The organism is Halalkalibacter okhensis, assembly GCF_000787375.1.
Taxonomy (GTDB): Bacteria; Bacillota; Bacilli; order Bacillales; family Bacillaceae_D; genus Halalkalibacter; species Halalkalibacter okhensis.
The window spans coordinates 1-23,115 of the sequence record NZ_JRJU01000040.1; the positions used below are offsets into that span (position 1 = coordinate 1).

Annotated in this window: 25 protein-coding genes; 7 read left to right on the forward strand and 18 right to left on the reverse strand. The window is 39.1% G+C overall.

Annotated elements, in window-relative coordinates; translation table 11 throughout:
• Positions 1–504: 504 nt before the first annotated feature.
• Entirely contained in the window at positions 505–819 is a 315-nt protein-coding gene (locus LQ50_RS19975) for a hypothetical protein (protein WP_034632701.1), read from the forward strand.
• Between the two features lie 419 nt (positions 820–1,238).
• Here the strand turns inward: LQ50_RS19975 and LQ50_RS19980 are convergent, their stop codons facing one another.
• The 3 genes from LQ50_RS19980 to LQ50_RS19990 form a co-directional block, all read right to left on the reverse strand.
• A complete protein-coding gene (locus LQ50_RS19980; protein ID WP_034632703.1) occupies positions 1,239–1,568 on the reverse strand; it encodes a hypothetical protein in 330 nt (109 codons plus the stop codon).
• Between the two features lie 78 nt (positions 1,569–1,646).
• A complete protein-coding gene (locus LQ50_RS19985) occupies positions 1,647–1,841 on the reverse strand; it encodes a ComZ family protein (protein WP_034632706.1) in 195 nt (64 codons plus the stop codon).
• 70 nt (positions 1,842–1,911) lie between these two features.
• A complete protein-coding gene (locus LQ50_RS19990) occupies positions 1,912–2,877 on the reverse strand; it encodes a BMP family ABC transporter substrate-binding protein (protein ID WP_052144889.1) in 966 nt (321 codons plus the stop codon).
• A 295-nt stretch (positions 2,878–3,172) separates the two neighbouring features.
• On the opposite strand from LQ50_RS19990, the gene LQ50_RS19995 reads away from it, so the two are divergent.
• Entirely contained in the window at positions 3,173–4,768 is a 1,596-nt protein-coding gene (locus tag LQ50_RS19995) for a peptide chain release factor 3 (protein ID WP_034632707.1), read from the forward strand.
• A gap of 143 nt (positions 4,769–4,911) precedes the next feature.
• On the opposite strand, the gene LQ50_RS25555 is transcribed toward LQ50_RS19995, so the two are convergent.
• From LQ50_RS25555 to ctaG, 15 genes are all read right to left on the reverse strand, one after another.
• A complete protein-coding gene (locus LQ50_RS25555; RefSeq protein ID WP_161784705.1) occupies positions 4,912–5,082 on the reverse strand; it encodes a hypothetical protein in 171 nt (56 codons plus the stop codon).
• Between the two features lie 15 nt (positions 5,083–5,097).
• On the reverse strand, positions 5,098–5,991 hold the full coding sequence (locus LQ50_RS20000; protein WP_034632710.1) for an NAD-dependent epimerase/dehydratase family protein: 894 nt from the start codon (positions 5,989–5,991) through the stop codon (positions 5,098–5,100).
• A 65-nt stretch (positions 5,992–6,056) separates the two neighbouring features.
• On the reverse strand, positions 6,057–6,800 hold the full coding sequence (locus tag LQ50_RS20005) for an alpha/beta fold hydrolase (protein WP_034632712.1): 744 nt from the start codon (positions 6,798–6,800) through the stop codon (positions 6,057–6,059).
• Positions 6,801–7,080: 280 nt separating this feature from the next.
• A complete protein-coding gene (locus LQ50_RS20010; RefSeq protein WP_034632715.1) occupies positions 7,081–7,272 on the reverse strand; it encodes a YjzC family protein in 192 nt (63 codons plus the stop codon).
• Positions 7,273–7,332: 60 nt separating this feature from the next.
• A complete protein-coding gene (gene argF, locus LQ50_RS20015) occupies positions 7,333–8,283 on the reverse strand; it encodes an ornithine carbamoyltransferase (RefSeq protein WP_034632717.1) in 951 nt (316 codons plus the stop codon).
• A 15-nt stretch (positions 8,284–8,298) separates the two neighbouring features.
• Positions 8,299–11,448: a carbamoyl-phosphate synthase (glutamine-hydrolyzing) large subunit gene (carB, locus tag LQ50_RS20020; RefSeq protein ID WP_034632719.1), complete on the reverse strand. Its 3,150-nt coding sequence runs from the start codon at positions 11,446–11,448 to the stop codon at positions 8,299–8,301.
• On the reverse strand, positions 11,441–12,520 hold the full coding sequence (locus tag LQ50_RS20025) for a carbamoyl phosphate synthase small subunit (RefSeq protein WP_034632722.1): 1,080 nt from the start codon (positions 12,518–12,520) through the stop codon (positions 11,441–11,443). Before LQ50_RS20025 ends, carB begins: the two co-directional genes overlap by 8 nt.
• A gap of 107 nt (positions 12,521–12,627) precedes the next feature.
• Positions 12,628–13,794 carry an acetylornithine transaminase gene (gene argD / locus LQ50_RS20030; RefSeq protein ID WP_034632724.1) on the reverse strand — a complete coding sequence of 389 codons (1,167 nt, stop codon included), beginning with the start codon at positions 13,792–13,794 and terminating at the stop codon, positions 12,628–12,630.
• Positions 13,795–13,806: 12 nt separating this feature from the next.
• Complete coding sequence (gene argB / locus LQ50_RS20035; protein WP_034632727.1) at positions 13,807–14,592, reverse strand: acetylglutamate kinase; 786 nt, start codon at positions 14,590–14,592, stop codon at positions 13,807–13,809.
• A gap of 25 nt (positions 14,593–14,617) precedes the next feature.
• Positions 14,618–15,853: a bifunctional glutamate N-acetyltransferase/amino-acid acetyltransferase ArgJ gene (gene argJ, locus LQ50_RS20040; RefSeq protein WP_034632729.1), complete on the reverse strand. Its 1,236-nt coding sequence runs from the start codon at positions 15,851–15,853 to the stop codon at positions 14,618–14,620.
• A 17-nt stretch (positions 15,854–15,870) separates the two neighbouring features.
• Positions 15,871–16,908 (reverse strand): N-acetyl-gamma-glutamyl-phosphate reductase, encoded by a 1,038-nt coding sequence (gene argC / locus LQ50_RS20045; RefSeq protein WP_034632732.1) that lies wholly within the window; start codon positions 16,906–16,908, stop codon positions 15,871–15,873.
• Between the two features lie 857 nt (positions 16,909–17,765).
• A complete protein-coding gene (locus LQ50_RS20050) occupies positions 17,766–18,095 on the reverse strand; it encodes a redoxin domain-containing protein (protein WP_084138961.1) in 330 nt (109 codons plus the stop codon).
• A 3-nt stretch (positions 18,096–18,098) separates the two neighbouring features.
• Positions 18,099–18,293 (reverse strand): hypothetical protein, encoded by a 195-nt coding sequence (locus LQ50_RS20055; protein ID WP_034632738.1) that lies wholly within the window; start codon positions 18,291–18,293, stop codon positions 18,099–18,101.
• 59 nt (positions 18,294–18,352) lie between these two features.
• Entirely contained in the window at positions 18,353–18,949 is a 597-nt protein-coding gene (locus tag LQ50_RS20060) for an SCO family protein (protein ID WP_034632740.1), read from the reverse strand.
• Between the two features lie 122 nt (positions 18,950–19,071).
• Positions 19,072–19,989 (reverse strand): cytochrome c oxidase assembly factor CtaG, encoded by a 918-nt coding sequence (ctaG, locus tag LQ50_RS20065; RefSeq protein ID WP_034632741.1) that lies wholly within the window; start codon positions 19,987–19,989, stop codon positions 19,072–19,074.
• A 169-nt stretch (positions 19,990–20,158) separates the two neighbouring features.
• Between ctaG and LQ50_RS20070 the strand changes: the two genes are divergently transcribed.
• The 5 genes from LQ50_RS20070 (at position 20,159) to LQ50_RS20090 (ending at position 23,027) form a co-directional block, all read left to right on the forward strand.
• Positions 20,159–20,971 carry a Cof-type HAD-IIB family hydrolase gene (locus LQ50_RS20070; RefSeq protein WP_034632743.1) on the forward strand — a complete coding sequence of 271 codons (813 nt, stop codon included), beginning with the start codon at positions 20,159–20,161 and terminating at the stop codon, positions 20,969–20,971.
• Positions 20,972–21,044: 73 nt separating this feature from the next.
• Entirely contained in the window at positions 21,045–21,218 is a 174-nt protein-coding gene (locus LQ50_RS25560; protein ID WP_161784706.1) for a hypothetical protein, read from the forward strand.
• Positions 21,202–21,426, forward strand: coding sequence for a DUF3813 domain-containing protein (locus tag LQ50_RS20075; RefSeq protein WP_034632745.1), 225 nt, complete (start codon positions 21,202–21,204; stop codon positions 21,424–21,426). Before LQ50_RS25560 ends, LQ50_RS20075 begins: the two co-directional genes overlap by 17 nt.
• A 223-nt stretch (positions 21,427–21,649) precedes the next feature.
• Entirely contained in the window at positions 21,650–22,105 is a 456-nt protein-coding gene (locus LQ50_RS20080; RefSeq protein WP_034632748.1) for a GNAT family N-acetyltransferase, read from the forward strand.
• A 319-nt stretch (positions 22,106–22,424) separates the two neighbouring features.
• Positions 22,425–23,027, forward strand: a complete 603-nt coding sequence (locus tag LQ50_RS20090) for a YkzI domain-containing protein (RefSeq protein ID WP_237563768.1) — start codon at positions 22,425–22,427, stop codon at positions 23,025–23,027.
• Positions 23,028–23,115: the final 88 nt, after the last annotated feature.

The window sequence follows — 23,115 nt, forward strand, 5'->3', positions numbered from 1 at the left end:
AAAACTTGTTCGCTCTCTTTTTGGATAAGAAAGGCTGCTTTTTTGCCTTTTTGGGGGGATTGGCGATGCAATGTGCGGAGCCGCTGCTATGTTTTAAGCCAATAGGAGTGCTCTTCTCCTATTGGCGCGCAACGTGCGGAGCCATTGCAAACTTGTTCGCTCTCTTTTGGATAAGAAAGGCTGCTTTTTGCCTTTTGGGGGATTGGCGATGCAATGTGCGGAGCCGCTGCCTCGGTTTTAAGCCCAAAGGAGTGCTCTTCTCCTTTGGGCGCGCAGCGTGCGGAGCCATTGCAAACTTGTTCGCTCTCTTTTGGATAAGAAAGGCTGCTTTTTGCCTTTTGGATGAACGTTGATGCAACGTGCGGAGCCGTTGCAAGCTTGTTCGCTCTCTTTTGGAATGCAGGGGGTTTTCCTTTTTGCCGTGATTTAGGTAGGAGCCTTTACACAGTGTGACGATGAGATCCATACAATAATCATAGAGTAAGTGATGAGGAGGGAAGTTTTATGAGCGACGAACAAAATCAACGTCCTCAGCAACCTGATTTTTTTTCTGATTTAATGTTCGGAAGACCACCAACACCTGAAAATAGAGAAAGCGAAACACATTCTAACCAGCAGCAAACTGAACAAAATCACCAACCTTCTGCAGAAGGAAACGAACAACAAAACGGCGACCAACTCGCCAATATTATTGCTCTCGTCCAATCACTTAGCCCCTATCTAGTTAAACTAGCTCCCCTCGCTAGTAAGTTTTCAACCTTGTTTAACCAAGAAGATGAAAAAGAGTCATCTTCAAAGAAAAAGAAGGATAACGAGTAATTGTAAAATAACATTACTGTTACCAACCAAATTAGCAAGGTGAAAACATTTAACGCTCTGAGTGTGTAAAGCTCAGAGCGTTTCTTTTTTCCATAGAATAGCGGATCTTCATTCCGCTATTCTATGGAAAAGCCTTGTTTAAGTGTCGTTTCGGAACCTCATTCCGTTATTAACGAACTTTAACCTTCAAATTCATCAGTTTAGTAACTTTAGCGGAACCAGGATCCGATTCATTCCTGTTCGAACCGTTTATCTCCAATTTAACGGAATCAGGTTCCGCTTTTCCTTTTTCAATTTTCGTTTCATGCTATTGTAATGATAAGCAGTCCAATTCTATTGCTTATTGGACCGCTAGTTTTCATTTTTTTATTTTGTACCCTTAACCCGCTCCCTATAGATTGTTAGCGTCTCATCCTCTTTTAAGCTTGCCCATCCTCTTTTTGCAACTCTGTCATAAGGTCATTAAAAAACCCATCTAACTGTTGTTTTAGTTTTTGTTCTTCCTCACTTTTTGCTTCCATTTCTTTTACTTCAGCATATGTTTGCAGAAAGCCTTCTAAATCACCCGTACGTATTTGCGCAATGCTAAAAGTAGAAAAAAGGCGGATATGTGGTGCGCCACTTCTTCTCATTAATTCTACGAAAGGATTTAATTTCTTTAAAGCCTCATCATCACGCTTTTCTTTTACCAATTGAAAGCCCTCTTTCATTTCTTGAGCAAAAGCTTTTAGTTTCTCCGTTTTCTCCATTCATACTCCTCCTCTAACATATAGACAAAACAAAAGCTCGTACTGAGTATTACTCAGGTCGAGCTGGCTCTAAATTATTTAATTCGACTCGTCTGAGGCATGATCCTTTCCAAGTTCATAAGCCTCGGACATAACATTCAACAACAATTCTAACATGGGTTGTAAATCTTCCATATTTAATTCAATGCCTTTTTCATCTAAAAACTTCTTTCCTTCGGGTAGATGCTTCATTGCAATTTGCATAAACTTCATATTCATCTCAGGGTTATTCATCGTCAACCACCTCTATTATCATACTTATCATCATAACAATACTATGGACAACCCTTGGAACGCAAGCAAGTTACAAAATAGGATCAGTCGGTAATTCTCCCGTTTCAATATATGTGTTAACTGCTTCTTGCATTTTGACAATGATTTCTTCAGGAATAGTCGAGCTAAATTCACCTAATGAAATAACGCCATCCTGAAAGTCATATCGTAAGTTACCCGCCTTTAACTCTTGCTTATAGTAGCTCTTTGCCACAAGTTCATATAAATAATCAACATGTTGTACCGTACTTGTTAATACCGTTGATTCACCTAGGTCTGTTTGATCGCCTACAAAACCGATGGCATATAATCCATCTTTACGAATTTCCTCAATAACTTCGACATGGTACCCATCACCTGCTGGGTAAAATACATCTACACCTTCTTGCTTCAACTTTTCAAATAACGTTAAAGCCATTTCATTGTTTGCCCAATCTTCTACATATTTCAGATGGACCTTTGTCTTTGTATTGTTTAACGTCGCCCCATCTTGAAACCCTTTTATTTCTGGCTGCCAATCAAACGCTGCAATAGCCCCAACATGTCCATTTTCAGACATCGCTGCTGCCAACATCCCAGCAAAGTAGCCCATAGCATAGCTATCAAAATGGAGACTTGTAACATTATCTCCTTCAACTTCACCGTTAAAACTTACAAAATGTATCTGCGGATATTTTGGGCCAAGTTCTGTAAAAAGGTCTGCATAATAACGCCCATGCCCAAAAATTAAATTAACTTCACTCTCGGCAAATTCCTCAACTGCTTTATTTACTTTTGCTTCAGTGTTCATATTTTCCATAAAAACAACATCAATATTGAGGTTTGAATGGATATTCAATAATCCTTGATACCCTTTACTATTCCACCCTTGATCATCAATCGTATCTTCTAATAATAAACCTACTCGATTTTCTCCCGATGATTGGCTACTCATATTAGAACATCCAATAAGTAGAATAGGCAGCAACAAGAAAAGCAATAATCGTTGAATAATCATGTTGACACACTCCCTATATTTACACTTATATATTAACTCATAATTGCTCTATTTCTTTCACAATTCTACAATCTCCTACATAATAACTACTTTTGACCTATCTATTCGTTAATACTATGATTAAATCCTCTACATCTTTCATTTTGATACGAACTTGTAATATGAATGTAATCTTTGAGAAGATTAACAAATGATATAGGAGACTAATTGGTTTAAGAATTATGCAGGTGAAACATTGATTCAACACTGTTATAATGAACCGAGAGAATTTTATAGTAGAAGTGAGGACTATTTTATGGATTATAAAAAAGCGGTACAATCGCGTCGGACTTTTGCGATTATCTCCCATCCGGATGCCGGAAAAACAACATTAACAGAAAAGCTTCTTTTATTTGGAGGAGCCATTCGTGAAGCTGGTTCTGTTAAAGGAAAGAAAAATTCAAAACATGCTATGAGTGACTGGATGGAAATAGAGAAACAGCGTGGAATCTCTGTTACAAGCTCTGTTCTTGAGTTTTTGTATGATGGGTATCATGTCAATATTCTCGACACTCCAGGCCACGAAGACTTTAGTGAAGATACGTATCGAACGTTAACGGCTGCAGATTCTGCAACCATGCTAATTGATGCGGCAAAAGGGGTAGAAGCCCAGACGAAGAAATTATTTAAAGTTTGTAAAATGCGAGGCATCCCCATTTTTACATTTATGAATAAATTAGATCGTCAAGGACGAGATCCATTCGAATTAATGGAAGAGCTTGAAAATCTGCTCGGTATTCGTTCTTACCCAATGGGTTGGCCAATTGGAATGGGACAGTCTTTCTCTGGCGTTTATGACAGACACAACAAGAAGCTGGAACTGTACAATCCAGAGAACCCAAAAGAAATTGATGTCATTCAGCTTACCGGTCCGGATGATCCGAAACTGGATGAGGCCATTGGTGATGAGGGGTTAGTTTCACAGTTTCGTGAAGAGTTGGAATTACTTGATGTCGCTGGAGATGAATTCGCTCCAGAACTTATCGCAAAAGGCGAACTTACGCCTATTTTCTTTGGAAGTGCGATTTCAAGTTTTGGTGTACAAACATTTTTAGAGCATTTCTTAAGCTTATCTCCTGCACCTACACCAAGAGAAAGTTCCAAGGGATTAATTGAACCATTAGAAAATCAATCTTTTTCTGGATTTATTTTCAAAATTCAAGCAAACATGAATCCGGCTCATCGTGATCGAATTGCGTTTCTTCGTATCACTTCCGGAAAGTTTGAACGAGGAATGTCAGTAAAACACGTACGAGTAGGAAAAAATTTAAAACTTGCCCAACCAACACAATTTTTAGCACAAAGCCGAAGCATTGTTGATGAGGCCTATGCAGGAGATATTATAGGTTTATTTGATCCAGGGACATTTCGTATTGGGGATACGCTTGTAGAAGGCGATAATTTTGAATTTGATGAAATGCCTCATTTCTCACCTGAATTTTTCAGTGCCATAACCGTCAAAGAAGCACTGAAGCATAAGTCCTATGAAAAAGGATTACAACAATTAACCGAAGAAGGCGCTATTCAGTTGTTTAAAACATACAACCGCTTTGTTGAGCAGCAAATAGTCGGTGTCGTAGGGGTACTACAATTTGAAGTGCTAGAATACCGTCTTAAACATGAGTATCATGTAGATATTCAGTTGGAACGATTGCCGTTTTCGTTTGCACGGTGGGCTGATGGGCCAACTGAAGCTATGGAAGCCTTCAAAAAGACTCAACGTAACCTCGTAACGGACCGAGATGGTCGTATTGTCGTTCTCTTTGAAAATGAATTCCAGATGCGGACAGCTATTGATAAGTATCCTGAAATAAAATTCTATGAGAACTCTTTTATTAAATCGAAATCATAATAAAAGGTACACAGCAGCCTCTTGAAGACTAGGAGGCCGGCACCTACTTGCGGGTGCGAGTGGCTAGAGCTCAGGTGGTACGAACAGGTGAAGAACACTTACTCTATTCAAAGTTGCAAAAACAGCCATTAAAAAAGGGTTGACTATGAGTCACCCTTTTTTTGATACAAAAATTCTACAATTCCACCGAGCAACAAAGCTACTATAACGCTTAGTCCCTCTCCAAATTGAAATACTTGTTGGAGTAGGAAAAAAGTAAGAATTGTCACTACTGCAAAGATTAATATCCCTATAAGAGCCTTTTTCCTTTGCACCTATTCACATCCTTATCACAACCGTTGTTGATTCTGCCATTGTTTCACATGTTCACGTTGTTTGGCAAGCCCTTTCTCTAGTGGTGTTTTTGGCGTGAATCCAAGGACCGTTATAGATTTTTCATTACTCAGTGTTGTTCGTATACGATTTTGCTGTTTTAGTTTCTCATGTCCTAACAGTCTTAGTCCTTCATGCCAAGCTCCTTCTTGACCAGATGTAAGATGAAACACCTCATTCACCGAATTAATACAGGCTGCCAATAAAAATGCCTCGACACAGTCCTTAACATAAATCACATCTAATGTGGAGCGATCAATCTCTATCTCGGTTTTCCCTTGAAGAATTTGTTGATATGTCATATCTGGCCTTTGCCATGGTCCATATACGGTTGGAAGTCTTACTATTTGATAAGCAATCCCTCGCTCCTTACATTCCTTTTCAATTAACCTTTCGCTAGCTAGCTTCGTAATTCCGTATGCAGACGTAGGATTTGTTGGAGTTCGTTCTGTTATTTCACCTGGGCGTTCACCATATACCTCGACCGTTGAAGCATAAATAAGCTTCGCTTTTTTCGGGATAGCGTTCACTAACTTTTTAGTTAAATTCACATTATTTTCAATGACTTTTGCTAACCTCGGCCATTTACTATCTGATGACGTTGCTGCTGCAAAATGAAAAATCACATCGACATCCTTTAGCACTTTCTCCAAATTAATGTCTTCTAACCTTTCGTCAATTAAGGTAGCTAAATCATTTCTGCCTATTCTCATCCATTTTTCTTCTTGTTCTGCTTTCATTTCTGTTTGCATGTTATCTACAATCACAACTTCCGATCCTTCTAAAAGTAAACGCTCCACCATATGAAATCCAATGAAACCTAAACCCCCAGTAACTAGTGCTTTTTTCATTTGCATTTCCCCCTATAGTATCAAATTATGTAAAGAGCCCACTCTTATGTCAGGAAAGAGTTAGGCTATAATTTAACTTCATGCTTCTTGAAAAATGGGAAAGCGGACATTGCTGCTTTATAGAACGATTTATCGTTTCCATGAATACGTAAATTAACAAGAATTTGCCTTTCTGCTAACTGCTGCTGAAAAGGTCGACTTTGAGTTTGAAGAGGGTAATGCTTCTCCTGCATATGACAATGGATCGACAGTGGGGGAACATCGCCTTCTGGCAGCTTCGGAGTAATTTCCTTTACTTTGTCAGCATTTATTTCTTTTGGTGGGAGATCATAGGCTTCGCCGATTTCCTTTTGTAATCGTTTAAAATAGAGCTTATTTTCTTGTTCCTGTTCAAAATAAGCTTGCAAATCAAAGCATGGATTAACAAAATAGCATGATCGCACATGGTTCGCATAAGTCTGCAAAAATCTCATTGCAACTAATGCTCCGCTACCATGAGCAAATAAATGTATTTTCTTATTCAATATTTCTTTTTTTAGAACAATCGAGTATAGCTTCTCAAAAAGTTGAAACGCTCGTGGGCTTCCCCAGTGCTGATTAAAAAGGGAGGAGGCTACGACTGTATACCCTCTACTTAATAAATCATCTAAAAATTGATTTTTCTCAGGGTGGTGCTCCCAGTCACTCGTATTTTTTTCAACTAACATCCCGTTGTCTCCAATCATAAATACGGCAAAACCACTTGGACGTTCTGGAAGATAGATGACGTTCCACTGTTCTTCAATGCGAAAAAAACGTGCACGTATCATTGTTTTACGTCTCTCCCATCATTTCAATGTAGTATCTTTACTACGTTATGCAACAATTTGGAAAACGGAAGCAAAAGTATAAATTAATTATTTATTAATACTGGATTTAAAATAAAAAACCTCTTTTTCTTCTAAATTACTCGTCAAGAAGAAAAAGAGGTTTAATTTTAAGTTTAGACCCAAAGGGAAGTTCGCTCAAAAGGCTTAAAACATTTACGGCGGCTTCGCTCATCGCTTCGTGTTTAGACCCAAAGGGAAGTTCGCCCTTTGGGTCTAAACACTACAGCCCGGCTTTGGGTTTTGGTTTTGGTGTCCACTTTCGGTTATGGTTTTGAGTGTCAGGGAACGTGTCTCCTGCTTCCATTTTTAATGCTTTTGGATCCTGAACCATATCTCCAGTCTCGCCAATCTCTACATAAATTCCATTATTTGGTGCTTTTTGCCCTGGTTCAAATAGTCGACTCTGACCCATGGTAGCATCCCTCCTTCCATCATTAGAATACCCATAAGGTAACTAATCATGAACGTTGGATTAAGAGTTTGAAACTAAAGCTAACAGAATTGCTTTTTGTGCATGAAGTCGATTTTCTGCTTGATCATATACAGCAGATTGTTTGCCATCAATAATATCAGCAGCTACCTCTTCCCCACGATGAGCAGGTAAGCAATGCAAAAAGATGAAATCATCCTTAGCAAAGCTTGCTAATTGAGTATTCACTTGAAATTGACTAAATTGCTTCAAACGTTCTTCTTGTTCTTGCTCATAGCCCATACTTGCCCATACGTCTGTGTAAATTACATCAGCATCTTTCACCGCTTCTTTGGGGTCGTTTGTTTGAACAAGTGTTGCGCCAGTTTCAGTGGCAGCTTTCTTTGCTTTCTCAAAAATTTCTTGATTTACTTCATATCCTTCAGGTGTCGCAATACTTACATCCATTCCGACTTTTGCACCAGCTGCTAAAAGAGAGTGTGCTACATTGTTGCCATCTCCAACATAGGCTAATTTTAACCCTTTTAACGTGTTCTTATGTTCATAAATCGTTAATAAATCGGCCATTGCTTGGCAAGGGTGATAACCGTCTGTCAGGGCATTGATGACAGGAACAGTTGCATGCTCTGCTAGCTCCTCCACTACCTCATGCGAATTCGTACGAATCATGATGGCATCAACGTAACGCGAAAGCACATTAGCTGTATCTTTCACGGGCTCCCCTCTGCCAATTTGCATGTCGCGTGAGCTTAAAAATAAAGCATGCCCTCCTAACTGCGTCATTCCTACTTCAAAAGAGACACGCGTTCTAGTCGATGCATTCTCAAAAATCATTCCTAAGGATTTCCCCTTTAATGCCTCCGCATAATCAGCTTTGTTTTGCTTTATTGTAAGAGCACTTTTAAGCAAGGTCTCTATTTCATTTGGTGAGTAGTCAAGTAATGTGAGAAAATCACGTCCAAAAATTGTTTTGTTATCTATTGCTGTATTCATTTCATGTCACGCCCTTTACTTAATAAGTTCCTTCTCTTTTAACCACCAGTCTTGAATTGCATGATAATGCATTTCTTTTACGTTTAACGCTTTTAACATAACATCTAATGTCGTTAATTCAGAAATAACCGTGCAGCGCTGCCTTAAGGCTTCTTGGCGATGTAAGGTGCCATCTTTTGTACCAAGCTTTGGTAAACTTATAAGCGCAATAGCTTCATCTGTCTGTACCCATTCTGAAAAGTCATCAGTTATAAGAGTAAATCCTAATTTTTGCAGCTTGTTAGCATACGTGCCAAATTCACCTTTAAATTCCTCAGCTACATCAATAAAAATCGAACCTTTTTGTGTGAAGAGCTTCGGCTTTGACTGTTGTGACCAAACAAAGGCTTTTAAAAAAGCTTCATCAAGGTCTGCTCCCATACTCATCAACTCTCCAGTTGATTTCATTTCAGCTTCCAAAAGCGGATCAAGTCCCGCTAATTTCTGATAAGAGAAAACAGGTGCCTTGACTGTATAAAATTTTGGTTCTGGTAACGTACGATTAAATAAGCCCAAATCTGACATAGACGCACCTAAAAGTAACTGCACTGTGTAGTCAATTAATGATTGATTAGAAATTTTACTTAATATAGGCACCGTTCTTGATGCACGTGGATTAATTTCAATCACATATAATTGTTTTTCAAACAACACAAATTGAATATTAAAAATGCCCTTAAAGTCCATTCCCTTTGCAATTCTATCTGTATACTCATACACGAGTTCCTTAATCTCTTCTGAAATCGAATATGGTGGAGTAACAGCAGTACTGTCACCAGAGTGAACACCTGCACGTTCAACGTGTTCAAACATTCCGGCAATACATACATTCTCTCCGTCCGTTAGCGCATCCACTTCTAGCTCGATTCCTGGATAATAGGCATCAATAAGTAGTGGAAATGCAGGAGTATATTCGTCATCTTCTAAGTAAGAGACAAATTCCGTTTTCGATTCAAATAACATCATTCCCTGACCACCAATGACGTAAGAAGGTCTAATTAAAACTGGGTACCCGATTTGTTCTGCTTTTACTAGTGCATCATCTTCATTTGCCGCGGTTACACCTGGGATATGTGGAACATTAACTTCCTGCATGAAGGAATAAAAACGTCCTCGATCCTCAAGCTGGTCAATTGTATCAAGATTTGTACCATACAGTTTCACTCCAGCCGCTTCTAATCCTTCAACTAAGGAAATGGCTGTTTGTCCTCCTAATTGAACAATGACACCTTCCACTTGCTCTAAATCGATAACATTTAATACATCCTCGACTGTTAATGGTTCGAAATAAAGACGATCTGCCGTGGCATAATCGGTACTGACCGTTTCAGGGTTGTTATTCATCATAATAGCTTCATATCCAAGACGGTGAAGGCTTTGGATTCCTTGAACAGAGCAGTAGTCAAATTCAATTCCTTGCCCAATTCGAATTGGACCAGATCCAATTAAAAGAATCTTCTTTTTCCCAGATTGTGGGATCATATCATGTTCCCCAGACCAGCTTGAGTAAAAATAAGCGGTTGAAGCTGTAAATTCACCTGCACAAGTATCAACCATTTTATAGGAAGGGGTAACATTGAATTTCAATCGTTTTTCTCTAATTTGTTGTTCCTTCACGCCCCAAACAGCAGCAAGCCATGCATCTGTAAATCCTGCTTTTTTGAAGGTTTTGAGCTGCTCTTTTGTTATGTTAAGAAAACTTGTTTCTTTTGCTTGATTTTCCAATTTGATTAACCGCTCAAATGCTTGCAAGAAAAAGGCATTAATAGATGTAATCTCATGTAATGTTTGGCATGAATACTCTCTTCTTAACAGTTCTAGCAGAATAAAGAACCTGCGATCGTCCGCATGTTTAACTAAGTACAATAACTCTTCGTCTGACTTTTTTGTTACAGATGGAAGATCTAATCCATTCGTTTTCAGCTCTAAAGAACGAACAGCTTTTTGAATCCCTGCTTCTAAATTCCGTTCAATTGCCATGACCTCACCAGTAGCCTTCATTTGTGTTCCTAGTTTCCGCTCTGCATGAACAAATTTGTCAAATGGCCAACGTGGAAATTTAACAACAACATAATCAAGTGCAGGCTCAAAACTAGCGTAAGTATGTCCTGTTACAGGATTAATAATTTCATGCAAGTTGTAACCAATGCTTACCTTTGCGGCCATTTGTGCAATTGGGTAACCAGTTGCTTTTGACGCAAGAGCAGAAGAACGACTAACACGTGGATTAACTTCAATTAGATAGTATTGCTTACTGTAAGGGTCCAAAGCAAATTGAATGTTACAGCCACCAACAATACCAAGTGCACGAATGATTTTAACTGAGCACGTACGTAGCATTTGGTATTCTACATCCGTTAACGTTTGCGAAGGGGCAACTACAATCGAATCTCCTGTATGAATTCCTACAGGGTCAATATTTTCCATATTACAAATGGTAATGCACGTGTCGTTGCTATCACGCATAACCTCATATTCAATTTCTTTAAAACCAGCAATGCTTTTTTCGATTAAACATTGGCTAATCGGACTAAGAGAAAGGCCACCTTTGATGATTTGCTTTAATTCCTTTTCATCAGAGGCGATTCCTCCTCCTGCTCCTCCAAGTGTATAGGCAGGACGCACAATGATTGGGTACCCTACCTCATTCGCAAATGTAATCGCCGCTTCACTTGTCGTAACAATTTCGCTCTCAGGGACTGGCTCATTTAATTCTTGCATTAATGCACGAAAAGCCTCACGATCTTCCCCTTTTTTAATCGATTCAATCGGTGTACCTAGTAAATCAACACCGTATTTTTCTAGAATCCCTTTATCATGAAGATCCATTGCTAAGTTTAATCCCGTTTGCCCTCCAAGAGTGGCGAGGATACCATCGGGCTTTTCTTTTTGGATGATAACCTCGACACTCTCTACTGTTAGAGGTTCAAAGTACACTCGATCAGCACATGATTCATCTGTCATAACCGTTGCAGGATTGTTATTGACGAGGATAACTTTTATTCCTTCTTCTTTTAATGCAAGACACGCTTGCGTTCCGGCATAGTCAAACTCTGCTGCTTGCCCAATGACAATCGGTCCTGAGCCAATAACGAGCACTTTCTTTAGCTGTTCTTGTTTAGGCATATGCTTTCTCTCTCCCCTTGTTGCTTAGCATTTCTATGAAAGTATAGAAGAGTTGCTCACTATCTGATGGTCCTGGATGAGCTTCTGGATGAAACTGAACCGTAAAAACTGGATATTGCTTATGAATGAGTCCTTCAACGGAAGAATCATTAATATTCATAAATTTCGCTTCAAACCCTGTTCCTTCAAGTGATTCTTCCTTTACGACATAGCTATGATTTTGTGATGTCATATAAACCTTGTTTGTTATTAAATCAATAACTGGTTGATTCGCACCGCGATGGCCAAACGTTAATTTTTCTGTATCTGCACCAAAAGCGAGCGCAAGCAGTTGATGCCCAAGACAAATTCCCATAGTTGGATAACTCATCGCTACTTTTTTAATAGTCGGAAGAAGATCTTCTAGTTGCTTTGGATTCCCAGGTCCATTTGTATACATCACTCCGTCTGGCTGAAGAGTTTGAATCTCTTCAAACGAAGTATTGTAAGGAACAAGAGAAACTTTACTTCCTTGTTCAATCAATGAATCTAAAATCGATTTCTTGTAACCAAAATCAACCATAACAATGTGATGATCCCCATTGCCATATGTTTTTATTGTTTTCGTTGATACTTCTGGTACTACTTCCTGCTGACCAAGCGGAGTAGATTGGTTGAATGCTAGATTCGTTGGATCTGTTGTAATAATCGCTCGCATATCTCCCTGTTCTCGTATCCGTTTCACAATTGCTCTTGTATCGACCCCAGATATGAGTGGAATTGAATGCTTTTCACAGTATGACTCTAGGGATGAACATGATTCATAATGGAATCCTTCATTTGATAGTTCACTTACTAATAAGGCATTCACCTGTGGAATCACACTCTCAAAGTCAACTTCATTCACTCCATAATTCCCAATTAGCGGATACGTGAACACGACCATCTGCCCTTTAAACGATGGATCACTTAACACTTCCTGATATCCAGACATCCCTGTAAAAAACACGATCTCTCCATGAACTTCCTTTTCGTTTCCATGAAGTATTCCTTCAAACATCTCACCGTTTTCTAATACTACGTATCCTTTCATCTGATTCCCTCCACCCATTGACGAATACTTATACTAATCGTTTAATTTTTATACATGCTTTTTTATATAAAAGCACTACCTCATTCTGTAGTGACTATTCCTTCATCCTATATGTTGACACTTTGTTTTTGTTCTAATTTTTGGAAGACAGTAACCAAAATTTCACTTGCACGTTCCAATTCATTTTTTGTTGCTACTAAAGGTGGCAAAATACGAAGAACCTTTGGACCAGCTGGTAAGACAAGCAATCCTTTCTCCATGCAATCCTTAATGATTGGTGCTACTTCCATTTGGCAAGCTACTCCTAGCATAAGTCCTTTTCCACGAATTTCTTCTACGATTGAATATTTCCCTAACTTCTGTTCCAATTCAAGCTTAAACCATTCTCCATTTTCTTGAACGGATTTCAGCAGCTTGGGGTTAAATACTTCTGTTAACACAGCTTGCGCCGCAGCCATCGCGAGAGGATTCCCACCAAACGTAGAGCCATGACTTCCAGGAGAAAACGCTTCTTTTAAGTGTTCTTTTCCAATTAAAGCTCCAACAGGAAAACCATTACCAAGTCCTTTTGCAACAGTAATGATGTCAGGAGATAGCGCTAATTGTTCATAGGCAAATGCTGTACCAGTACGACCGATTCCTGTTTGCACTTCGTCGATAATCAACAGACAACCAAATTGGTCACATATAGCCTTAAGTGCCTCCGCGTACTCTTCACTCATCAAGCGAATACCGCCTTCGCCTTGAATAACCTCAACCATAATAGCAGCAGTCTTGTCAGTAACCGCGTTTTTTAATGCATGAGTATCATTCATCTCAATATATGAGAACTCTGTTAATAGAGGACCAAATCCTTGATGGATTTTATCTTGCCCAGTCGCTGCCATACTCCCAAGCGTTCGACCATGAAATGAGTTCGTTAAACTTACAATATGGTGTTTTCCTGTTGACTTTCTCGCCAGTTTAATGGCAGCTTCATTTGCTTCTGCACCACTATTACAGAAAAAGACGTAATCACCCACACTGTGGTCTACAAGATGCTTTGCCACTTGCTCTTGCCCTTCAATTTGAAATAGGTTAGAGACATGCCAGATCTTCTTCATTTGTTCTTCAACTGCAGAAACTACTTTGGGGTGACAGTGTCCTAAATTACAAACAGCTATTCCCGAAATAAAGTCTAAATACTCCTTGCCATCTGCATCAATTAGTTTCGATCCAATCCCTTTTACAGGTGTAATATTCCATCTAGCATAGGTTGGGAAAAGTGCACTCAATTTTTGTCCTCCTTACGAAACATATAGCTTTATTTTTGATTTTATAATTGTCGTACCTTGTACCGAACCATCTTTTCCAACATTGGTTGATTTTCCATTCATGATCATAACCGATTGGATATTGCCTGTTAATGTTGAGAGGGCTGCTTTTACCTTTGGAATCATCCCACCATAAATGGTTCCATCAGCAATATAGGATTCAATTTCTTCTGTTGACACTTTCTCAAGACATTTTCCATCTTTTAAGATCCCATCAACATCTGTAACAAAAACTAATTGCTCTGCTCCTAACTCCTTTGCAATAGCTCCTGCTGCACTATCTGCATTTACGTTATAATGAGTTCCCTCATTATTCATCCCAATTGGTGCAACAACAGGAATCATATTCAGCTCCATTAATGAGAGAAGTAGATTCGTATTCACCTTTGTCGGCTCCCCTACATAACCTAACATCCCTTCATTAACCGGTTTCACCTCAATTAACTTACCATCACAGCCAGACAATCCAACTGCCTGCCCCCCTGCCTGATGTAAACTTGTTACCACTTGTTTATTGACCTTGCCACATAGAACCATTTCAGCTGTGTCTAACACATCTTCCGTCGTTTTGCGGAGGCCATCAACAAATTCAGACTTAATATCTAGTTTTTGCAAAAGTTGATTAATAGCAGGTCCGCCGCCATGCACAATGATTGGGTGTTTTCCGTTCTTTTGCATTGTCACAACACTTTTGAAAAACTCTTCTGATAATTCAGCGATGGTGCTGCCTCCACATTTGATAACGACAATATCTTTCACTACTTTCCCCTCCCAAATCGTACTACTATGTTCTATATCCTGCGTTTATTCTCACATAATCATATGATAGGTCGCAGCCCCATGCTTTTCCTCTACCTTCTCCAACATGTAGATTAACTTTTATAACAATTGTTTCATTGTCTTCCATATATGCCTTTGCTTCTTCTTCTGAAAAAGAGATAGGCTGGCTGTTAATAAGTGTTTGAACAGGTCCAATCGCTATATCGATGGTGTCTGGATTAATCTGGCATCCACTGTAACCAACAGCACAAATAATTCTTCCCCAGTTTGCATCCGTACCATAAACCGCCGACTTTACTAAATCAGAACCGACTATTTTCTTTGCTACTTTCCCCGCCTCTTCATCCGTTAAGGCTCCAGTAACCTGAACTTCAATTAATTTCGTTGCCCCTTCACCATCTCTTGCAATTTGCTTTGCTAACGATTCACACGTTTTTTTAAGAGCTTGATAAAAACCTTCCCAATCAGGATGTGCTGGTGTAAGAGCTTCGTTTTCTGCTAATCCTGAAGCCATGACAACGACCATGTCATTTGTTGATGTGTCACCATCAACCGTTATTCGATTAAATGTTTGATTTGTAATAGATGATAACGCTTCTTGTAATACATTTGATTCAACATTTGCATCAGTTGTGACAAACGATAGCATTGTCGCCATATTCGGATTAATCATTCCAGATCCTTTTGCGACGCCGCCTATCGAAATCGTTTTTCCATCTACAACTGTCTGATAACACACTTTTTTATTGATCGTATCTGTTGTTAAAATCGCTTCGTTAAACGACTCAGCTCCTTGTAATGTTGCATTTGGTGACAGGTTAGTAATACCCGGTAATATTTTTTCCATTGGTAAGTACTCACCGATGACACCTGTAGATGTCACTGCAACATAATGAGGGGGCAGGTTAAAGTGTTTGGCACTTTCATTTCTCATTTGATAAGCATCTTCTAACCCTTTTTCACCGGTACAAGCATTTGCGTTCCCACTGTTAACAACTAAAGCCTGAATCTTGCCTTCTTTTGCGATTGACTCCTTCGTTACTTTTAATGGAGCAGCTTGAATTCTGTTACACGTATAAACGGCAGCTACATGTGCTGGCACTTCACAATAAATGGCACCAAGATCTAGCCTTTTTCTTTTCACTCCTGTATGTAGTCCAATGGCTTGGAATCCTCTTGGAGTGACAATACTTCCGTTGTCTACTTCTGTTATCTCTGCTACACTCGCAATGCCTTTCATAAGATGACCACCTTCCATTATGGATACATAGGAACAAGAGATAGCCCTGTGCTTTCTTCGAATCCATGCATTAAATTTAGATTTTGAATTGCTTGACCTGACGCACCCTTCACCACGTTGTCAATAACAGAAACGATAGTAATACGCCCCGTTCGTTCATCGTATGTTAGGCCTATATCACAATAATTACTACCATATACTTCTTTCGTTGCAGGGTATGCTCCCTCTGGCCTAATCCGAACAAATGGCTCATTTTTATACGCTTCTTTATACAAATGACGCAGCATTTCTTCTGAGATTGGCTGTTTTGCTTTTGCATAAATGGTAGCCATAATTCCTCGAACCATTGGAACTAAATGAGGTTGGAATGTGATTGTTTCAACTTTTTCATCCCACTCTTGTAAGGTTTGCTCAATCTCTGGTATGTGTTTATGTTGGTTTATCTGATATATTTTAAAGTTTTCATTCATTTCACTAAAATGAGTAATGGCAGAAGGAGACCTGCCTGCTCCAGATGTACCTGACTTAGCATCAATAATAATCGATTCCACATCAATCAACTTATTTTTCACTAATGGAGCAAGACCGAGTAGTGTTGCTGTTGGGTAACACCCAGGATTAGAGATAATCTGCGCCTTCTTAATCGCTTCTCGATTCCACTCTGGCAGACCGTATACAGCATCCTTAATTAACGCTAATGGTGCTGCTTCACGTTTGTACCACTTTTCATATACGTCTGGATTTTGTAACCGTAAATCCCCAGATAAATCAATGACCTTGCAACCTGCTTCAGCAATCTGTCCAGACCACTCAGCAGAAACTCCTGGAGGTGTTGCAAGAAAAACCATATCAACTTCATCTTTTATCGTTGTCACATTAATAGATTTTAACGTTTGAGTATAGATATCTGATACATGTGGGTATGACTCTTGTATATTCATACCTTCTTTTGATGATGTATACAAAACAACCTCTTGCACATGAGGATGTTGGTTTAATAATCTTAATAGTTCTGCGCCACCGTAACCTGTAGCCCCAATAATACCAACTCTCATTATTCCCTCTCCTAACTTTTCTATATCTGCTCTTTTTGATCTTGGTACTCATTATATCTATGTATAAAAATTAATTCAACTGTATTTTTATTTTATTTTACCTATTTTTCTGTCATATCAATTTATTCAGTATTTCATACCATTTTATTTGACTCAATGGTGGTCGTAATTCAAGCAAAAGGAGTGAACATGAAATTATTATAGATCGTTGTCTGCCTTTTGTGTCTGTCTCATATTAGATTAGGAAAAGCCTACTCATTTAAAAGCCAGGAGTGAAACAGAACGTCTCCTGGTGGTTCTATTTTTGTATTTTTAAGCGAATCACGAGACTTGTTGACTGCCGTCCGTTCCGTTGCACTCTCTTTTCGGAAATACGGCTGGTTGACTACCGGTCGTTTCTCTTCTCTCTCTTTTCGGGAGTCAATACACCCTTTTTGGCTACCGTTCGCTCCTTCTCCCTCGCTTTTCGGTAGTCAATATACCTTATTGACTACCCTACGCTCCTTCTCCCTCGTTTTTCGGTAGTCAATACACCTTATTGGCTACCGTCCACTTCTCCTCACTCGCTTTTCGGGAGTCAATACACCTTATTGGCTACCGTCCACTTCTCCTCCCTCGCTTTTCGGGAGTCAATACACCTTATTGGCTACCGTCCACTCCTCCTCACTCGCTTTTCGGGAGTCAATACACCTTATTGGCTACCCTACGCTCCTTCTCCCTTTCTTTTCGGTAGTCAATACACCTTATTGACTACCGGCCGCTCCTTCTCCCTTTCTTTTCGCTTTTTGAGTGTCATTTCTCAATCACTTTGACACAACAAAAAGACACCTACCTTATCTTGGTAAGTGTCTACTCTATTATTCATTGATTCCTTCAAATTCATCATAAATAATATTGCTTGTTGCCTCTATTTGATCGCCCCATAAATCATTTACTTGATGATACACATAATTACCGTTCTTATCTAAAATACTAATGCCTCGATAAGACATTTGGTCATTTTTCATCTTTACATGTTCAAGGACTTCAAATGTCGAGTCTGATAAAAATGTAAATGTAAAAGCACCTGCTTCTTTAAGTCTTTTTGAGTTTTCAGGACTGTCGGTACTAATTGCATAAATTTCGGCATCTAGGTCTTCAAATAGATGTAAGTTTTCTTGCAACTGAACTAGTTGCTGCTGACAAATTCCTCAGCCAACTTCAGTAAAGTGAAATAAGACCGTTGCTCGTTCTTTATTCGTTAGTGTTACTTCTTCTCCATCCTCATTTAAAAGAGAAAGATCCCCTTCAACTTGTCCGTCATCAGAGCCACATCCAGTTAACGAAACGAGAAGCGCTACTATGATAAGACCCAATGTTATATATCTCTTTCTAAAAACTTGCATTCTTTCACCTCCATTGCTTCAAACGTACGCGTAATTCGCTTTATTGTCAAAGAATGAGCTCAATTCTGAACTGTTTCTAATAAATCTTCAATGATTGAATCTTGATTTGTCTGTAATCCATCATACTTACGAATAACTTGTCCGTCCGGACCTACTAAAAAGAAACTCGTACTATGAATGATGTCCTCTCCATCCGTATCCTGAACTAATGCTTTAAAGCTTTCTGCGGAAAAGTTGGCTAGTTCTTCTTGTGTATACCCTGTTAAAAATTGCCAAGAATCTAAATCGGCCCCTACATTTGTTCCATACGATAAGAGTTGTTCTGCTGTATCTCTTTCTGGGTCTACCGTAAAAGAGATAAATGACATGTCTACCCCTTCATCTTGCATGGTCGCTTGAAGACGTTGCATATTCGGAGTCATCGTCGGACATACGGTTGGACAGTACGTAAATATCATATTTGCTAACCAATACTGACCTTCTAATTGTTCTGAGCCATAAGCCTCTCCATGTTGGTTAGTAAATTCAAATGGTACCACTTCAGCTTGCGCTTCGGAAAAGTCATATTCCGAAGTATTACCACTACCCACTTGATATACCCAACCACATCCTGATAGCAGGAGAGCGAGGATCATCACACTAAATACTTTCTTCATTTTAATCCCTCTTTCTTTACAAAACACATCGAAATTATTCCTAAGGCACTGAAAAAATTCCATTCTTCAGTCTTCATATCCTTAGAGAACATCACTTATAAAACTACTACTCAACCGTTGAATTACGACTTAGCTGTGGGGATATCACTAATGGTTAATGTTCCCTCTTGCTGCTTTTCTTTTTTCAACCATTGCTTAAACACATACCCAATCGTAAAGCCGTACGTAATTTCTTGCATCACTTTCATTAAGACCCCAGCTAATTGTTGATCCATTCTTGCTTCAAGAAATGTAAAAGAGTTAGGCCCAGATAGCAGCCCCATTGGTACATCGGTACCTGATGGCAAACAATACGCCATCACTTGTGCCCAAATTGTTGGATCCGTGTATGTTTGGTAAAGGGTTGTAGGTGCAAAAATAATTAACGCACATGCAGGAGTTATTAAGATCCCGTTTGCAAAAATGTACCCTACTCGACGTAAATCAGATAAAGGAAATGCACTTGGAAGCGGCGCAATCATATGCCACCACATTAATGCAGATGCAAATAACAATAAGTATTCGTAAAGACTATGCAGAATCACAGATTGCATTAAAGTATCAAACATAAACGGGACATGATAAAATGAAAAAAGTCCATTAAATAAAAACAATGCTACAATCGGACTCCATATCACACGAAAAATTCGCTCGGTAATCGGTGAACGAAAACGGTCAATGATTGCTTGGAAGAACCACGACGGAATGGCTAATAAAAAAAGTGGTGTAGCAATGAAGTAAGCAAACACCATTTGCGTCATATGGAAGCTTATCATAATATGTCCTGCAATATATAAAGGGCTACCCCAACCAATATATAGTGCGAGCAACGCTAAGACAAAATATACTTTTTGTCTCGATCGCACAGGAGTTGCTTCTTTAAAACGATCTCGCCATTTCGTAACGAGTAAAAAATAGAGGATTCCAATCATAAGTAATCCTAGGAATAACTCTGGTGTCCACAAAGCACGAAAGCCAAAGTTTTCAAATAATACAGTCACTGCTTTCCCTCCTTCTTGGAGATATTACTATTAAAAGCATGTCTATCATAACATAGATCTGTTCGTTAATATTTGAACGAATACAGAAATTTTATAGGATAGATTGTTCAATAATGGAATTCATCATTACTCAGCTAGTACTTTAACTTTTTATAGAAAGGAAGATTTGATGTCAACACAACATTTAATCGCACTTGATCTAGACGGAACTTTACTAACCGACGAAAAGACCATCACCCCACGCACGAAACAAGTGATAGCTAAGGCGAGAGATGAAGGTCATATTGTTACGATTTCAACTGGACGCCCGTATCGAGCTAGCAGTCAGTATTACCAAGAATTAAATCTTAATACAGCTATTGTGAATTTTAATGGAGCTTTTGTACACCATCCACACGACAAAAGTTTCGGTACATATCATTCCCCTCTTGATTTAAAAACAGCAAAAACCGTCATAGAAACCTGTGAGGCATTTAACGTTAGCAATATCATGGTTGAAGTAATCGATGACTTTTACTTACGGAATTTTGATGAAGTGTTTGTAGAAACGTTTCTTTCAGGTCAAAATCCAGTTGATCATGGAAACCTATTACATATTCTAAAAGAAGACCCTACGTGTGTATTGATCCATCCACAGGATCATCATGTTAAAGAACTTCGTAATCTCCTTGTGGATGCACATGCCGAAGTCATTGACCAACGTGTTTGGGGCGCCCCGTGGAATGTTATTGAAATTGTAAAAGCAGGGATGAACAAGGCAGTAGGGTTAAAAAAGGTCGCTGATTTTTATCAGATTCCTAGAGAACGAATTATCGCTTTTGGAGATGAGGACAATGATTTTGAAATGATTGAATATGCTGGTCAAGGAGTAGCGATGGCAAATGGCATCGATCAACTTAAATCACTTGCAAATTCCATCACGCTATCAAACGAAGAAGATGGTGTTGCGACATATTTAGAAGAAGCCTTAAATTTACGCTGATCCAATAGAATGAATTTCTAGCATTGGGGGAAGTTAGAAACGTACATTCATTCTAATAAAAGGAGTTAAGCGAATGAGAAAGAGATCACAATCAAATCAAATGGTTCAAAATAGGAAAGATTCAGTTCAACCAGCGAATCAATCCGAGATAGACGTCATGACGATGGGCGATATGTCCCTTGAAAAAGCCGAGCGTCTCGATGAAAAAAACCAGATGAGGTCAGAAACTAATGGAGCATCATCCTAGTTTTCAAGAAGCCAGAGAATCGGTTGCAAGATTTGAACTACTCTCATTAGTCGCAGAAACAGAAATCCAACAAGAGGCCGTGCTTAAGGAATTACAGCGTGCCAAAGTCGCTCTCCATTCGGCCTTTACCCATTCAACTCCTGCAGAACAAGATCAACTCGTTCAAATGCAAGAGCATCTACAAAAGATGTACCAAGAGGAACTATAACACTAAAGGGATGTCGTTTTTGGACATCCCTTTTGCCCTTTTAAAAGCCTTGTGGATTGGAGTTCTCCTCACGAGACCGGAGCCACACTCCCCACTATTCCGGACTATTCAGACAGCCCCTTCTTTCATAAAACCATTTTAATATTCTCTACTCACATTGTGCGATTTATGTTACGCTTGGTTTATAATCTATAAGGTATATATTCTAGGGGGAACTTGGAAAATGGTAAAGGTGTATGAGGTGGATAAAGAAGCAGATATCCAATTAAAACGACGTATTGCCGATTTATTCATGGGACAGATGGAGCCCATTGGCCCTGCCAATGCTTACGATCAATTAACTAAAACTATTAACCTAGCATTGAAAGAAGATTCACAAGCTCATATTTTTATCGCTGAAAAAGAAAACACCATAGTCGGAGCTGCGTTTTTAAATATCGCTTTAAGCATTGATAAGGGCGGCCACTATATATGGTTAAATGATTTATACGTTCATAAGGAACATCGAAACCAAGGTATCGCCAAAAAAATCCTCCTACAGGTCATTTACTGGGCAGAACAAAAAGAAATTAAAGGAATTGAACTCGAAACAGGCATTAACAACGAAGCCACAAAAGCGTTATATAACTCACTAGGATTCTACGATATCATCTCCAAAAGATACGGATCTAGGTTTTAGAAAAACCACCAAAAGGCGCTTTTCCTTTTGGTGGTTTTTCTTTTGGTGGTTTTTCTTGCGATGGGCGGAGCCGACGTCTTCTTTTAAGCCCAAAGGAGCGGCCTTCTCCTTTGGGCGCACGGGCGCGGAGCCATCGCACTTCTTCTAAGAATAACTTCCAAAAGGTTCTCGCCCTTTTTGATAAGCCCCACTCAATATAATTTCTCCCGCCCATTTCTCCTGAAACTGGGCGTTTTACTTCTTTTTTCTGATTATTCTACATATGATATAGCAACCATAACCTTATCAATGCGAAGCTGTCAAAGGAGTGTGTGTCCATATGATGAGAGATTCGTTTGTTGAAGTGGAGTTTTCCGATGTCTATATCGAATTATCTAAACCAGCGCTGCACCAGTTTATTAAAAGAATGATGAGCCAGCATTACTCTCTCTTTTGGCGCTATGATGCAAAAACCATTTACCTCATGATCGAACTAGAGGATTCAGTCCATGAACTCCCTTTTATTCGAAATACTGAATTTCTCACCCTTTCAGCTGACAGTCTTCATGTTTATGATGATGTGTTAGCAAGTTCACTTGAAAAACTACTTCAACATGAAAAAGGCAATGGCATTGTCAAACGTTCCACAGAAGGTCCTCTCTATATTACTTCATACCAATCAGGTGATATTGAGTCGATGATCGAAATTGATGGGAGTGAAAAGGTCATGATGAACCGAAATGGATCGATGATTCAGTACAAAGATGATGGGAAATCACTTGAGCCACGTACGATATACAATATGATGAATTTAGAAATTGACTATGTATTAATGGAATTACACGAAGCATTAATTGACGCAGATGAATGGCTAATTGATTCTCACAAAAAGAAACTTAAAAAGCTGCTGACAAGACGCGAGCAAGTGGAACAGCTGCTTTAACCCCCAAAAATCAAATAAATCATTACTTGTTTCGCTGTTCTAATGCAGCGAAAAATGCAAGCACTACTAACGTGCTTGCATTTTTTCG